The organism is Corynebacterium sp. HMSC034B08 (assembly GCF_001835805.1).
GTDB lineage: Bacteria > Actinomycetota > Actinomycetes > Mycobacteriales > Mycobacteriaceae > Corynebacterium > Corynebacterium coyleae.
In genome coordinates this window covers 162,722-177,524 of record NZ_KV825964.1, presented here as the reverse complement: position 1 = coordinate 177,524, position 14,803 = coordinate 162,722, and the positions used below count along the sequence as shown (strand labels likewise).

Below are 14,803 nucleotides of genomic sequence, written 5' to 3'. Positions count from 1 at the left end.
TTGGGCGATCAGACCCCAGACTTTGCCAACGGCACGGCGACATCGATTCAGAAATGCGTGCGTACCCTCGATATCGAGGAAGTGGGTATCACCACCCGCCACAACACGTTCTTCCAGATGGCTGGCAACTTTTCGTTTGGTCAGTACTTCAAGGAAGGCGCCATTACTCACGCGTGGAACCTGTTGACGGGTGCTGTTGCTGACGGTGGCTATGGCCTTGATCCGGAGCGTCTCTGGGTTACGGTCTTCCTTGACGACGACGAGGCGGCCGCAATCTGGCGCGACAAGATTGGCGTTCCGGAAGGGCGTATTCAGCGCATGGGCATGGAGGATAACTTCTGGTCCATGGGTATCCCCGGTCCGTGCGGCCCTTGCTCTGAGATCTACTACGACCGAGGCCCGGAGTACGGCAAGGAAGGCGGCCCAATCGCCGACGACAACCGTTACATGGAGATCTGGAACCTCGTGTTCATGGAGTCCATTCGCGGCGAAGGTGATAAGAAGGGCAACTTCGAGATTGTCGGCGAGCTGCCACAGAAGAACATCGATACCGGTCTTGGCATTGAGCGTGTGGCCTGCATCCTGCAGGAAGTAGACAACGTCTACGAGACGGACCTTCTGCGTCCGGTCATCGATGCAGCCGTGGAGCTCACCGGTTCGAAGTACGACGACGGCAACAAGGAAGACGATGTCCGCTTCCGCGTGATCGCTGACCATGCCCGTACCGGCATGATGATCATCCTCGACGGTGTTACCCCGTCGAATGAGGGCCGCGGCTACATCCTGCGCCGTCTGCTTCGCCGCATCATCCGCTCCGCGCGTCTGTTGGGTGCGACGAAGCCGGTTATGGAGACGTTCATGAACACGATCATGGACACCATGACGCCGTCCTTCCCGGAGATCGCGGACAACCGCGAGCGCATTTTGCGTGTTGCTGTTGCGGAAGAAAAGGCGTTCTCCAAGACACTGGAGTCCGGCACGTCGCGTTTCGACGAAGCCGCAACCGCAGTGAAGGCTTCGGGTGCTGCTGTCCTGCCGGGTGATCAGGCCTTTGAGCTGCATGACACCTACGGCTTCCCGATCGACCTGACGGTCGAGATGGCGCGCGAGGCCGGCCTGGACGTCGATATGGATGCCTTTAACGCTGCGATGCAGGAACAGCGAGAGCGCGCGAAGGCCGACAACAAGGCGAAGAAGCACCGCAACGTTGACGAGTCGCTGTACCGCGAATGGGTTGACAACAACCCGACGGAATTCGTCGGCTACGAGCAATTGGTCCACGACGGCACGGTCATTGGCCTCGTGCGCGACGGTGAGAAAGTTGGCGAGGTTTCCCAGGGCGACGAGGTCGAGGTCATCCTCGACGTCACCCCGATGTATGCCGAATCTGGTGGTCAGATGGCCGACCGTGGCCGCTTGATCATGGGGGACACGATCCTCAACGTCAACGACGTGCAGCGCGTAGGCAAGAAGCTGTGGCTGCACAAGGCGACGGTCCAAAACGGTGGACTGGATCTCGGCTCGACGGTCACGGCTGAGGTTGACGGTGCGTGGCGCCACGGTGCCCGCCAGGCGCACTCCGCAACGCACCTCATTCACGCGGCGCTGCGTGAGGTGCTCGGCCCCACAGCAGTCCAGGCTGGTTCCTTGAACAAGCCGGGTTACCTGCGCTTCGACTTCAACTACACCGAGGCGCTGACCGAGGCGCAACTGCAGGAGATTGCGACGATCACGAATCAGGCTGTCGACGCAGACTTTGCTGTCAACACCATTGAGACCACGCTGGACAAGGCGAAGGCCATGGGTGCGATGGCGCTGTTCGGCGAAAGCTACGGCGACGTTGTCCGCGTCGTGGAGATCGGCGGACCGTTCTCCGTCGAGCTTTGTGGCGGTACCCACGTGGAGCACGCCTCCCAGATCGGCCCGGTCGCCGTGCTTGGCGAGTCCTCGGTCGGTTCCGGAGCCCGCCGTATCGAGGCGTACTCCGGTATGGATTCCTTCAAGTACCTGTCGAAGGAGGCAGCGCTGGCTTCTGGCCTGGCTGCGGAGTTCAAGACACCGACGGAAGATCTTCCGGACCGTATTGCCCAGCTTGCTGAGCGACTGCGTGCGGCTGAAAAGGAAATCGAGAACCTGCACCGTCAGCAGCTGTTGGCTTCCACTGCAAGCCTTGCGGAGGAAGCAGAGACCATCGGCGCGCGTCGCCTCGTCGCAAAGCAGCTGCCCGACGGGATCAACACGGGTGATTTGCGCACGATTGTTTCTGACCTGCGTGGCAAGTTGCAGTCCGAGGATGCGCTGATCGTGCTGACCTCGAAGGTTGGCGACAAGGTTTCTCTGGCGGTTGCAGCAACAAATGCTGCAGTGGAAGACGGCATCAAGTCGGGAGACGTGGTCAAGGTGCTTGGCGAGTACGTCGATGGCAAGGGTGGCGGAAAGCCTGACCTTGCGCAGGGCTCTGGTGCGAAGCCCGAAGGCATTCCTGCTGCTTTGTCCGCTGTGCGTGACTGGCTTCGCCGGGACTAAGCCTCGCGTTCGCGGACAAAATCGACGCTGACACGCCGAATGCGCGTCCGACGAGACGCACAGCTAACGGCTAGGTTGAGACCAGGCCAGCAGACACGGAAAGGAGCAGCGATGAAGGTGGAGCCAGATCGCCCTGGGGTCGACGACCCCGGTGCGGGACGCCGACTTGGCATTGATGTCGGCACTGTGCGCATTGGCGTTGCCCGCTCCGACCGGGATGCCCGCCTGGCAACACCGGTCGAAACGATTGACAGAGTGACCGGCTTCAAGGACCGCGATGGGCAAGATATCGAGCGGATATTGGAACTCATCGCTGAGAATGAAGCAGTCGAAGTCATTGTGGGGCTTCCTCGTGATCTGCAAGGCAATGGATCAAAAAGCGTGAAACATGCGAAGGAAATCGCATTCCGTATTCGCCGGCGTAGCGATGTGCCGGTGCGGATGGCGGATGAGCGTCTCACCACAGTTGCTGCGACGCATTCATTGCGGATGTCTGGTGTGAATGAGAAAGCAGGCCGTGCGGTCATTGATCAAGCAGCTGCTGTAGAGATTTTGCAATCGTGGCTTGACGGCCGACTGAACTACCTCAAGGAGAACTAACCGTGTCTACCCGTGAAGCCGCACGCCGGCGTACCCGAGGCACCGCGGTGCTAGTCGCATCCATTTTGCTCATCATTGGCCTTGTCGCTTGGATTGCCGTCTTGCGCAACCTTTCGGGTTCGGCAGACTTTGAGGGTGCAGGCAACGGTGAGGAACAGGTCGTTCAAATCAAGGAGGGATCGAGCCTGTCAGCGCTCGGCCCAGAGCTTGAAGAGCGCGGCATTGTTGCCAGCGACGGTGCTTTCCAAACAGCGGCAGCGAATAACCCTGATGCGGGAAACATTCAGCCTGGCTTCTACAGATTGCAGGGCAAAATGAGCGCGAAGTCAGCGGTTGAGGCACTCCTTGATCCCGCGCAGCGCATCACCCCTCTGCAGGTTTACGGGGGTGCGACGTTGATGGATATCAACGTCGTTGGCGGCCAGACTCGGTTCGGTATTTTCTCGATGATCCAGTCGGCTACCTGTGGCGAGGAGGTAACACCGGATTGTGTCAACGTGGAGAAGCTGAACAACGCTGCGGCGAACAGTGATCCTGAGAAGCTCGGTGTGCCGGAGTGGGCTCGTGAAACGGTTGCTGCCCGTGCTGGCGACGCGAAGCGTTTGGAGGGCCTCATTGCCCCTGGTGAGTACATCATCGACCCGCACGCGAGCGCCGAGGATATTCTTTCGGATCTGGTGACGCGCTCTGCGAAGCAGTATGACGCAACCGACATTGTCAACCGCGCGCAAGTGATTGGCTTGAGCCCGTACGAGTTGCTTGTCGCTGCGTCCTTGGTTGAGCGTGAGGCGCCGGCCGGAGAGTTTGACAAGGTCGCTCGCGTCATCTTGAACCGTCTCGATGAGCCGATGCGACTGGAATTCGACTCCACGGTGAACTACGGGCTGCCGAGCGTTGAGGTTGCAACCACAGATGAAGACCGCAAGCGGGTTACTCCGTGGAACACGTACGCAATGGATGGCCTGCCGCAAACGCCGATTGCATCTCCGTCCATTGAGGCGATCGATGCAGTAGAGCACCCAGCTGACGGCAACTGGCTGTTCTTTGTCACCGTGGACAAGGACGGCACAACCATCTTCAACGACACGTTCGAGCAGCACCTCAATGACACGCAGCGCGCGATCGAGTCGGGAATCCTGGACTCGCAGCGTTAGTTATGGAGTCGTCGCGCAGCATGAACTCAGCCAAACCTGTGTCGGGGACTGTGACGAATCGGGCAGCGGTCCTCGGTTCACCGATCGAGCACTCCTTATCGCCGGTTCTTCACAATGCGGGTTACGAGGCGGCGGGCCTCACTGGGTGGCATTACTCGCGCCAACAGTGTGTTGCGGATGATTTGGCTGATCTCGTCTGCAACGCTGATCCGAGTTTCCGGGGCTTTTCTGTAACCATGCCGTGCAAGTTTGCCGCTCTCGCGGTGGCGGATGAAGTCACTGACAGGGCACGTGAGATCGGCTCCGCAAACACGCTGACGCGTATCGACGACAACCGTTGGCGCGCCGACAACACTGACTGCGAGGGCGTGATTGCTGCCATTGGGGAGCTACTTGGTCCCGATTCCCCGGTTCACGCCGTTATCGTTGGCGCGGGCGGTACAGCGCGCGCAGTCATGTGGGCCTTGCGGCATATTGGAGTCCGTGAGGTAACCGTGGTCAACCGCACTGACCGCAGCGGGGAGTACACAGACCTTGCTGCGGGGATGGTGCTTAACTTCGTGGATTTCGAGGCACCTCTAGCGGACATTACGTCCGCATCGGACCTCGTCATTTCGACTGTCCCCGCCGGGGCAGCTGACTACGTGGCATCCGATCTTGCACACGCCCCGGTGTTTGACGTGATCTACGACCCGTGGCCCACGCGGCTCGCCGTAGAGGCTGCAGCGAACGGCTACCGCACCGTTGGTGGACTGTCGATGCTTGCCGGACAGGCGTACGCTCAGTTCGAGCAATTCACCGGTGTGGACGCACCGCGACAGGCGATGCGCGACGCGCTGATGCGGCACGCGAACTCGTAAGAAGCAGCTCGCTTGCCAGAGCGGTTCGAAGTACTCAACTTCGGTACGCTGTCCATATGGAATTCGGGGGAGTTTTGGGGGCCACTGTTGCTGCCTGCTGGACAGCGGCCCTGATGGTGTTTGATGTTGCGTTTCGGCGTCTGCCGAATGCGCTGACAGTGCCGCCGGCCATTGTGGCGCTGATTGCTTGCCTTCTCGCGCCATTTCTTGGCGAGGCGACGTTGCTGTGGGCACTGCTGTGGCCGGGGCTGTATCTGTTTTCGCCTCAGGGGGTCGGTGGTGGGGACGTTAAGTTGGCGCTGCCGCTGGCGATGGTGTGTGTGATCTCCGGAAAACTGCCGGCGGTACTCGTTGCGATTGGTGTGTCCGGCCTGCTCACAGTCTTAATGGCGTGGTTAAGTCGCAGCCGAACCGTCGCACATGGTCCATCGATGCTTGCCACAACGTGGCTCGTCGTAATGTATTTCGGGGTATAAGCACATCTATCGCAGCTGCTTGTGCGAGAATGTCGCCATGCTTCGTTGGACTACAGCCGGTGAATCGCACGGCCAGGCCCTCGTAGCCCTCGTTGAGGGCATGCCTTCTGGGGTGCCGGTATTGAAAGAAGAAATTGCTCATCAGCTCGCTCGTCGCCGTCTCGGTTATGGCCGTGGCGCGCGAATGAAGTTTGAGGCAGATGAGCTCACTTTGCTGACGGGCGTCGTGCACGGCTCATCTATCGGTAGCCCGGTGGCTATCCAGATTGGCAACACCGAGTGGCCGAAGTGGACCACGATCATGTCTGCTGAGCCGGTTGATGCCTCTGACCCTGAGGTGGCAAAAGAGTTGAGCTCTGGTCGCGGTGCGTCGTTGACCCGTCCGCGTCCGGGGCACGCCGATTTCGCCGGCATGATCAAATACGGTTTCGGTTCTGCACGTCCTGTGCTTGAGCGTTCCTCTGCACGAGAGACTGCTGCCCGCGTAGCAGCCGGTACGGTTGCCCGTAGCTACCTGCGTGAGGTTCTCGGGGTTGAGGTGTTTTCCCATGTGGTGTCGATTGGGGAGTCGGTGCCGTACGCAGGAGAATCGCCAAGCTTCGCCGATATTGAGGCAATTGATGCTTCCCCTGTTCGTGCGTTTAACAAGGACGCCGAGGCGGACATGGTCGCGTGCATTGAGGCTGCGAAGAAATCGGGCGACACGCTCGGCGGGATCGTTGAGGTCATTGTGGATGGGCTGCCGATCGGCCTTGGCTCCCACATTTCTGGCGAACGACGCTTGGATGCGCAGTTGGCAGGCGCGCTGATGGGTATCCAGTCGGTGAAAGGCGTCGAAATCGGCGACGGTTTCGAGGAGGCGCGTCGCCGTGGATCGCAGGCACACGACGAAATCGAGCGCACCGAAGATGGTGTGCGGAGGCTGACCAACCGTGCAGGCGGTATCGAAGGTGGCATGACGAATGGGGAGCAGTTGCGCGTTCGCGCTGCGATGAAGCCCATCTCGACTGTCCCTCGTGCCTTGAAGACGGTTGATATGAGCACCGGCGACGCTGCCACGGGGATTCACCAACGCTCCGATGTCTGTGCCGTGCCCGCTGGTGGTGTCGTTGCAGAGGCAATGGTTGCGCTTGTTCTGGCACAGGCTGTCTCTGAGAAATTCGGGGGAGACACGATTGAGGAGGTGAAGCGCAACGTAGAGTCGTACAAGGAGTACGTCGCACAACGTCTTGCGTTTGATCAAGTTAGGGATGCCGATGACTGAGCTCACTGATTTGCAGGCAGTAGAGGCATGCAACGAGGAGTCAACAAATACAAGTCCGGCGACGGTTCATACGGCTCCTCGCGTGGTGCTCGTCGGTATGCCGGGGTCAGGTAAGTCAACGATTGGTCGTCGAATAGCTAGCGCGCTGAACCTGCCGATCATGGATTCGGATCTGCTCATCGAACAGGCTGAAGGCAAAGCGTGTGGCGAGGTGTACGCCGAGTTGGGTGAGGATGCCTTCCGTGAGCTCGAAGTCGGGTTTGTGGCACGTGCTCTGGCCACCGGTGGGGTAGTCAGCCTCGGGGGCGGTGCGATCGTGACCGAGGAAGTGCGACAGCTGCTGCAGCGCCACACTGTTGTTTGGATCGATGTCAGCGCGGAAGAGGGTATTCGCCGCACAGCACAGGATTCCACTCGACCAGTGCTTGACAGTGATGATCGCGAGCAGCGTTACCGCGACCTCATGGATCAACGTGAACCGCTGTACCGCGAAGTGGCCACGTTCCGCGTCCGCACGGACGCGCGGCCACCGCAGCGTGTTGTCGCAGAGATTCTGGGTTTCATCGACGGCGAGTAGTTTCCGTCAGGCTTCAGTTCTGTCAAGCGAAGGAGCAAACAATGGCAGTGGTATCCGTCACGGGCCCAAGTCCGTACGACATTCATATTGGCAGCAATAACCTTGACGCCGTAGCAGGTCACCTTGCGGATTCCGGCGCACGCCGTGTGCTGGTGGTCCACCAGGAACCGTTGCGTGCCGTTGCTGAGGACCTTGAGCACATGCTTGAGCAAGCGGGCCTGGCGCCGGTCTTGGCATGTGTTCCCGATGCGGAGGCTGGAAAGGATCTTCCGGTGCTTTCCCACTTGTGGGACGTGTTGGGGGAGCACGGGTTCTCGCGCCAGGACGCCGTTGTCGGTTTGGGCGGCGGCGCTGTGACAGATCTTGCCGGTTTCGCCGCGGCCACGTGGATGCGCGCCATCAAGGTTGTGCATGTGCCGACGACATTGCTCGCCATGGTTGATGCGGCAGTCGGCGGCAAGACTGGCATCAACACGACCGCAGGTAAAAATCTCGTCGGTGCGTTCCACGAGCCGAATGCGGTGTTTATTGATCTCGCTCGTATTGCAACGCTGCCTGAGCAAGAGGTTGTTTCAGGTTCTGCTGAGTTGGTAAAGACGGGCTTTATTGCGGACCCGCGGATTTTGGAGCTCTATCAGGAGGGCCCAGAGCATCACTGGGCGGAGCTTGTCGAGCGCTCTGTCAGCGTAAAAGCCAAGGTCGTGGGGGAGGACCTCAAGGAAGCTGGGCTGCGCGAGATTCTTAACTATGGCCATACTCTGGGCCATGCGATCGAACGTCGCGAGCATTACATGTGGCGCCACGGCAATGCCGTCGGGGTGGGCATGATGTTTGTGGCACACCTTGCTCATGCGCGCGGGCTTATCGACGATGACCTGGTCGCCCTCCACGAGACCGTCATCAGTGGCGCGGGACTTCCCACGCGCTACGAGGCCGGTGCGTTTGAAGAGTTGCATGAGGCGATGCTTCTGGACAAGAAGAACCGCGACGGCAAGATCCGATTTGTCGTCCTGGACGGCCTTGGGTCCTGCACTCGCCTGGAGGACGCAACTGTGGAAGAGATGCGCGCGGCGTACGCAAAGATTTCGGAGTAGAACATGAAAATCTTGGTACTCAATGGTCCGAACCTCAATCGACTCGGCAAACGCCAACCGGAGGTGTATGGGACGGTCACGCTGGCGGACGTCGAAAAGCAATTGCGCGATCACGCAGCCGATCTTGGGGTTGAAGTGGAGTGCCGCCAGTCCAACTACGAGGGCCAACTCATTGACTGGGTGCATGAAGCAGCCGATAACACTTGGCCGGTGATCATTAACCCGGGTGGTTTTACCCATACCTCGGTTGCGCTTCGTGATGCACTGGTAGAACTAAATGATCACCAAGGTTTTATTGAGGTGCATATTTCGAACGTGCACGCGCGCGAGTCGTTCAGGCACCATTCGTACCTCTCGCCAATCGCCGTAGGCGTGATCGCGGGGTTGGGTACGGAAGGCTACCGGCTCGCGTTGGACTACTTCGCAAGGAGGAAATGATGGCATTGGCCGATACTCGTTTTGAAACTCGTCGGAGGAAACTCTCGTCGCAACTTGCGGCACAGCGTATCGACGACATGCTGGTCACCCATTTGACCCACGTGCGTTACCTGTCTGGTTTCTCCGGCTCGAACGGCGCGCTTCTGGTGTCGAAAGACCGTACTGCGAAGATCGCAACCGACGGTCGTTACACCACCCAGATTGCTGAAGAGGTCCCGGATATCAAGGCGACGATTGCTCGCGCGACAGCAACCGAGTTGTTGTCGCAGGTTACCGAAGGCCACCGTGTGGGCTATGAGGCCGATTTCGTTTCCGTTGCGGAGCTCAAGCGCCTCGAGGATGCATGCCCGGAGGGCGTAACCCTTGTGCCGGTTTCTGGCGTGATTGAAGGGATCCGCTTGTTTAAGGACAACCTTGAACTCACCCGTCTGACTGAGGCTGCCGAGCTGGCCACACAGGCGTTGGAGGAACTCGTCGCCGCAGGAGAATTGCGAGCAGGCCGTTCTGAGCGTGACATTGCCGCTGACCTTGAGTACCGCATGCGTCGACTTGGTGCAGAACGCCCAAGTTTTGACACGATTGTCGCCTCCGGCCCGAACGCCTCGAAGCCACACCATCAGGCCGGCGACCGTCTTATCGCCGAAGGCGATTTGGTGACCATTGATTACGGTATGCACCGCCTCGGGTTCAACTCCGATATGACCCGTACGTTTGCTATCGGGGAAATCGGTCAGTTGGAGCGCGAGATTTACGAAGTGACGCTTGCATCCCAGCTTGCTGGCGTGAAGGCAGCCACGGCGGGAACGGCACTTGTGGATGTAGACAAGGCCTGCCGCGACGTTATTGAAGAGGCAGGCTTCGGCGAGTACTTCGTTCACTCCACTGGCCACGGTGTCGGCCTGGACGTGCATGAAGCCCCGTCTGCCGCACAGACCGGCAAGGGAGACCTAAAGGAAGGTATGACCCTGACCATTGAGCCGGGGATCTACATTCCGGGCAAGACCGGTGTGCGTATCGAGGACACGTTGATCATCACATCAGGGAAGCCACGGATTATCACCAAGTACCCGAAGGAATTGACGGTGCTGTAGCATTGCTGTGTTTGTACACGTTCCGAAACAATTACGAGGAAGGTACCACCCATGGCAACTACCGCCGATTTTAAGAACGGTCTTGTGCTGAAGGTCGATGGCAAACTGCAGCAGATCGTTGAGTTCCAGCATGTCAAGCCCGGTAAGGGACCGGCATTCGTGCGCACCAAGCTTAAGGATGTCGTCTCCGGAAAGACCGTTGAGAAGACGTGGAACGCAGGTGTGAAGGTGGAGACCGCGACGGTTGATCGTCGCGATATGACCTACCTGTACAACGACGGCACGAGCTACGTTGTCATGGACGACAAGACCTTCGAGCAGTTCGAGCTGCCGGCCGACAAGTTCGGCGATGCAGCACGCTTCCTGCTGGAGAACATGCATGTTCAGGTTTCTTTCCACGAGGGTGAAGCACTTTTCGCTGAGCTTCCGATCTCTGTGGACCTCAAGATCGAGCACACCGAGCCGGGTCTGCAGGGCGACCGTTCCACCGGTGGTACCAAGCCGGCAACGCTGGAGACTGGTGCTGAGATCCAGGTTCCGCTGTTCCTGGAAACCGGCAACGTGGTCAAGGTTGACACGCGTACTGGCGAGTACCTCTCTCGCGTGAACAACTAATGCTCGACTACAAACGTCATGGCGCCCGTTACCGGGCGCGCCGTCGTGCGGTAGACATGCTGTTCGAGGCGGAGACACGGGACATCGATCCGGTGGCAATCGTTGAAGATCGTACCGAGCTTTCACGGAATCCGTTGAACGCGGTCGCACCGGTCGCTGATTACACCCGCGAGATCGTCGCAGGTGCTGCGGAGAAACTCGACGACTTGGACGACGCGATTGAGCGTTCACTCAGCGAGGACTGGGAGCTGTTTCGCTTGCCAGCCGTCGACCGTCAGATCCTACGTGTGGCCGCCTGGGAGATTTTGTTTAACGACGAAGTCGATGCGCCAATTTCGATCAAGGAAGCTGTCGAGATGGCTTCTGAGTACTCGGGCGCCAAGGCTGCGCCTTACATCAACGCTGTGTTGGATCGGATTGCATCGTCCGTTGATCCGAGTTCGCCGTTTTTCGTGTCGCCTGATAGCGAAGAAGACGTCGAAGATACCGACCAGTCCGCAGACCAGGACGGTGGCGTAGGCGTGGCGGGAACGTCGGAGGATGACGTCTCCGAGTAATCCAACTCGCTCAAACCCAGATAGGCCGTTGCCAGCAGGTTTTCCTCATTAGGGAATGAACCTGCTGGCAACGGTTTTGTTTTTCTTCGGTTCTTCCTCGGCTGTGCCCGGACACCTGTAAGGTTACTAACGACAATGATTGTCAGTAACCTTAAGGAGCGGCCATGCCCCGCCGTACTACTTCCGCTATGGGCGATCTAAAAGACGTGCATCCTCGGAAGAGCTTTGTGGCGCTGTTATCCGCGGTAGCGCTCACGGTGCTGTGTGCACCGTTGTCGTGGAGTGAAGCCTCACAGCCGGTTGTGCGAACCCAAACACACGTCGACTCACCCCACGCTGTGTGGGAGGATGGAACGTTTCGCCTCATGTCCAATAGTGCGGGCTACCTGCCCATTGAGGACACCGTGAACTGGGTGAGTAGGGGACGCGTGGACGGCGGCCTAGGTGCCTACGCCTGGCGTGTTCCCGACGATCCCCGATTCGATTTCCTCGACCCGTACGACGAGCAACTGATGTACTTTGGTGGGCCCGCGCACGGTTTCCCTAAGAACACCATGCCGATTTGGGCAGGTTTCGGAGCGGCCGCTGACTTGCCGACAGAGGATTTCCGTGCGGCTTCCTTCAATATGGAGATCGTCGATTTCCACGGTCCCGGAAAGATGGAGTTGTTTAACTACAGCGACGAGGTCTATCCGCTTAACCGGCTCTGGTCGTCCCACGATCCAGGTTTCCGTGCAACGTGGGTCAACGCCGGTACCCACACTCACAACTCGACGACCTTCACTCGACCGGGGCGCTATGAGGTGACGTATCGGGCGACAGCCCGTCTCAAAGACGGTTCCTTTATCCATTCGGAACCCCAGACACTCGTGTGGCAGGTCGGCGGTACGAACCCGGCTGACCGCACAATCAACGATTTGCCCCGAGCCTATAGTCAGGCAAACACGTCGGGGACAGGTTCCCCAACGTTCCAGATGCGCCCTGCACAAGGAGAGACCAAGGGCGCACAGGAGGGGATCCTGACCAATTTGGCGTTTGATACCGGTAACCCGAAAGATGCTGGGCATGTCGTGTTCCTTATCAACGGCTTCTACCTTGCGGAACGGGAAGTAGTCGACGGCAAGGCCTCGTGGGATGAGATGATCGGCGAAGAGTTTTCCGACTTCCAGGCGGTCTACATTCCTGTATCTGGATCGCCGTCGCCACGTTGGATTTCTGCGCCGTTGACGTTTAGGACTGGGGCGGTGGCGTCGTCGACAAGCGAGCGCGCTGAGGAGCTTCCAACCCCGCAGATGGATGACATCGCGCCTTTTGAAACCGAGCCGTTCAACATCACCAGTCCAGATGTCGTGGTGTCTACGGGAGAGGTCTACGGCGAGGACGACCGCAACATCGACATCACGGTGCGCCCAGCTGATGATCGCACCACGCTTCGTGTCTCCGGTGGTTTCTACCGCATCGACGGTGACCCGTTGACTGAATTGCCAGAACACGCTATAGCCGATTGCGAAATTGAATTCGCCTCAGCTCCTGGCGGCCGAACCAGCAAACAACTCGTTGACGGTTGCCGCCGTCCTGGGCATCAATTGATCCTCAAGATTGTGCCCGAAGCGCGATCGAACGCCACTGACGCAGCTTTGTTTAACCACCTGCAGGAGGCTGATTACTCGCCGATTCCCGAGACCACAGTGACGTTGGGTGAAGCACCTGCAACGCCACCTGCAGCACCGACTGCAACCTCTGAAGCGCCGTCGCCGCAGCCGTCTTCACCGGCGCCTTCACCGGCGCCTTCGGCGGAACCCTCACCATCGTCGACGCCCACTCCAGCGCAGGAGAAAGTGCTCAACCTGCACTCCGGGCACGTCGATATTGCACCGCTCTACGAGTCAGGCACACTTCACCTGCGCGTGAAAGACGAGACGAATCTTTACGACAAGGGTGCGGTGTGGCGCTCGCCATCCAGCGTTGCTTTCACCGTGCCGAAACAGGTCGGGACAGTGCTGGATGACGATATCGAAGGCTTCGCAAAAGCAGGGGAGGTCGCATATATTCTCCCAGAAACACAGCGCCGTGGAGTTGTCTGGCCTGGCTTAAGCACAGAGCATGCTTTCGGTGAGACAGGGAAGAACTACACCTTCACGCTGACACCTGTATCTGCACCACGGGGCGGTAACTGGATCGCGTTTCGCGGTGATCAGACAGATCCGAGCATGCGTCTTGCAGGCAACGACGCAACCCGTGCGTACACCACCGACGGTCCAGAACACATGCATGTTTCCTGGGCCTTTAATAAGCCAGGCAGCTATGAAATCGGAGTGTCCGTCGCCGAGGTAGGAGGATCCACATCAAAGCAGGAAATTCTGCGGTTCGAGGTAGCAGCCGACGGGGAGTTCGTTCCGCCGACGGTGCCCGACACGACGGTGGCGACAACGGCACCAACGCCGGCACCGACGGCAGCACCGACTACGTCTGCCCAGGCGACGCCCCTGCCGTCCTCAGAACCTCCCGCTGAGACTACGCCGGTCGAGATCACCACAGGCCATGTTGATTTTGGTCCAAAGGTTATCGACGGCAAGACTGGCTTCTTCGTCCACGAAGGAAGTACCCATCACATCCCCGAATCAGTTGCACTGCGTGTATTCGACGCTCGGAAAACTACGATCGATCAGCGCACTGCACAGGCTGCAACGAATGTCGGATTCCTCCAGGAAGGTGACACGGTGTATCACCTTCCGCTCGGGCAGCTTCACGACGCCGTCTGGCCCGGGTGGGACACGATGAAAGTAGCGGAGACTTACCCAGATGGTGTCAACATTGAAGTGCGCCCGAAAACTGCGCCAACAGGTGGACGTTGGTGGGCGGGGCACCTGCCAACTATCGGCGTGCCGCCTGCGACGTTGGCCGATGATTCCCAAACGCACACCATCACGGGAGTCACACCGGGCAATTTCCACGTGCACGCAGACTGGATCTTTACGCAGCCCGGCGTCTATGACATTGAGATGCGTACCGTTTCGCTTAGCGGCGAACCTGTGACGGAATGGTCAACGGTGACGTATCTCGTTGGCGATGACACGCAGATTTCCAGCAGGAACGACGTGCCTCAGGCGTCGCCATCGGCCAGCGGCTCGACATCGGCCAGTGGCTTGCCAACGCCTACCAGCCCAACGAGCACCAGCCCAACGAGCACTGTGCGAGAGAGTCAACAGGCAACCGCTCGGCCAACTGCGTCTGCGACGGTGACTGCGTCCGCGTCACGGACTGCGGCATCATCAACGGGCTCGAAACAGAAAACCCCTACGAGCCTCACGACCCCCACGACGCAGCGGTCGCGTGCAAGCTCGGCGGTTGCGCAAGGCGCAGCCGTCGGCAACACACAGAAGGTGGCGCGGGGGACCGGAGAAGGTACCGCGCAAAGCCCTCGTGTCTCTGATGAACAACGAGGAGGTTCGCTGGCCTCGACGGGAGCTGAAGTCCGCAATGCTCTCGGCTTGGCAATCGCGTGCCTCATCGTTGGAGGCGTTTTGATGAGCAGGCGTAAATAGGGGAGA

General features: G+C 59.2%; 12 protein-coding genes and 1 pseudogene. All 13 read left to right on the top strand.

Going from position 1 to position 14,803, the window contains the following annotated elements; translation table 11 throughout:
* Positions 1-2,526, top strand: a pseudogene (gene alaS / locus HMPREF2656_RS07250) (alanine--tRNA ligase); the annotation flags it as partial.
* 111 nt (positions 2,527-2,637) lie between these two features.
* Positions 2,638-3,126: a Holliday junction resolvase RuvX gene (gene ruvX, locus HMPREF2656_RS07245; RefSeq protein ID WP_070423088.1), complete on the top strand. Its 489-nt coding sequence runs from the start codon at positions 2,638-2,640 to the stop codon at positions 3,124-3,126.
* A gap of 2 nt (positions 3,127-3,128) precedes the next feature.
* Entirely contained in the window at positions 3,129-4,280 is a 1,152-nt protein-coding gene (gene mltG, locus HMPREF2656_RS07240; protein ID WP_070451356.1) for an endolytic transglycosylase MltG, read from the top strand.
* A 20-nt stretch (positions 4,281-4,300) separates the two neighbouring features.
* Positions 4,301-5,140 carry a shikimate dehydrogenase gene (locus HMPREF2656_RS07235; RefSeq protein ID WP_070816382.1) on the top strand — a complete coding sequence of 280 codons (840 nt, stop codon included), beginning with the start codon at positions 4,301-4,303 and terminating at the stop codon, positions 5,138-5,140.
* A gap of 56 nt (positions 5,141-5,196) precedes the next feature.
* Positions 5,197-5,616, top strand: coding sequence for a prepilin peptidase (locus tag HMPREF2656_RS07230; RefSeq protein ID WP_070451359.1), 420 nt, complete (start codon positions 5,197-5,199; stop codon positions 5,614-5,616).
* 37 nt (positions 5,617-5,653) lie between these two features.
* Positions 5,654-6,880, top strand: a complete 1,227-nt coding sequence (gene aroC, locus HMPREF2656_RS07225; protein ID WP_070570409.1) for a chorismate synthase — start codon at positions 5,654-5,656, stop codon at positions 6,878-6,880.
* A complete protein-coding gene (locus HMPREF2656_RS07220; protein ID WP_083284804.1) occupies positions 6,873-7,457 on the top strand; it encodes a shikimate kinase in 585 nt (194 codons plus the stop codon). The genes aroC and HMPREF2656_RS07220 overlap by 8 nt, the downstream gene beginning before the upstream one ends.
* A gap of 41 nt (positions 7,458-7,498) precedes the next feature.
* Entirely contained in the window at positions 7,499-8,551 is a 1,053-nt protein-coding gene (gene aroB / locus HMPREF2656_RS07215) for a 3-dehydroquinate synthase (protein ID WP_070816220.1), read from the top strand.
* 3 nt (positions 8,552-8,554) lie between these two features.
* A complete protein-coding gene (gene aroQ, locus HMPREF2656_RS07210; RefSeq protein ID WP_070816219.1) occupies positions 8,555-8,989 on the top strand; it encodes a type II 3-dehydroquinate dehydratase in 435 nt (144 codons plus the stop codon).
* Positions 8,989-10,080, top strand: coding sequence for an aminopeptidase P family protein (locus HMPREF2656_RS07205; RefSeq protein WP_070451367.1), 1,092 nt, complete (start codon positions 8,989-8,991; stop codon positions 10,078-10,080). Before aroQ ends, HMPREF2656_RS07205 begins: the two co-directional genes overlap by 1 nt.
* Positions 10,081-10,131: 51 nt before the next feature.
* A complete protein-coding gene (efp, locus tag HMPREF2656_RS07200) occupies positions 10,132-10,695 on the top strand; it encodes an elongation factor P (RefSeq protein WP_070451369.1) in 564 nt (187 codons plus the stop codon).
* Positions 10,695-11,252, top strand: a complete 558-nt coding sequence (nusB, locus tag HMPREF2656_RS07195; RefSeq protein ID WP_070614991.1) for a transcription antitermination factor NusB — start codon at positions 10,695-10,697, stop codon at positions 11,250-11,252. The genes efp and nusB overlap by 1 nt, the downstream gene beginning before the upstream one ends.
* 164 nt (positions 11,253-11,416) lie before the next feature.
* Positions 11,417-14,797 carry a choice-of-anchor M domain-containing protein gene (locus HMPREF2656_RS07190; protein WP_371440658.1) on the top strand — a complete coding sequence of 1,127 codons (3,381 nt, stop codon included), beginning with the start codon at positions 11,417-11,419 and terminating at the stop codon, positions 14,795-14,797.
* The last annotated feature ends 6 nt before the right edge of the window (positions 14,798-14,803 follow it).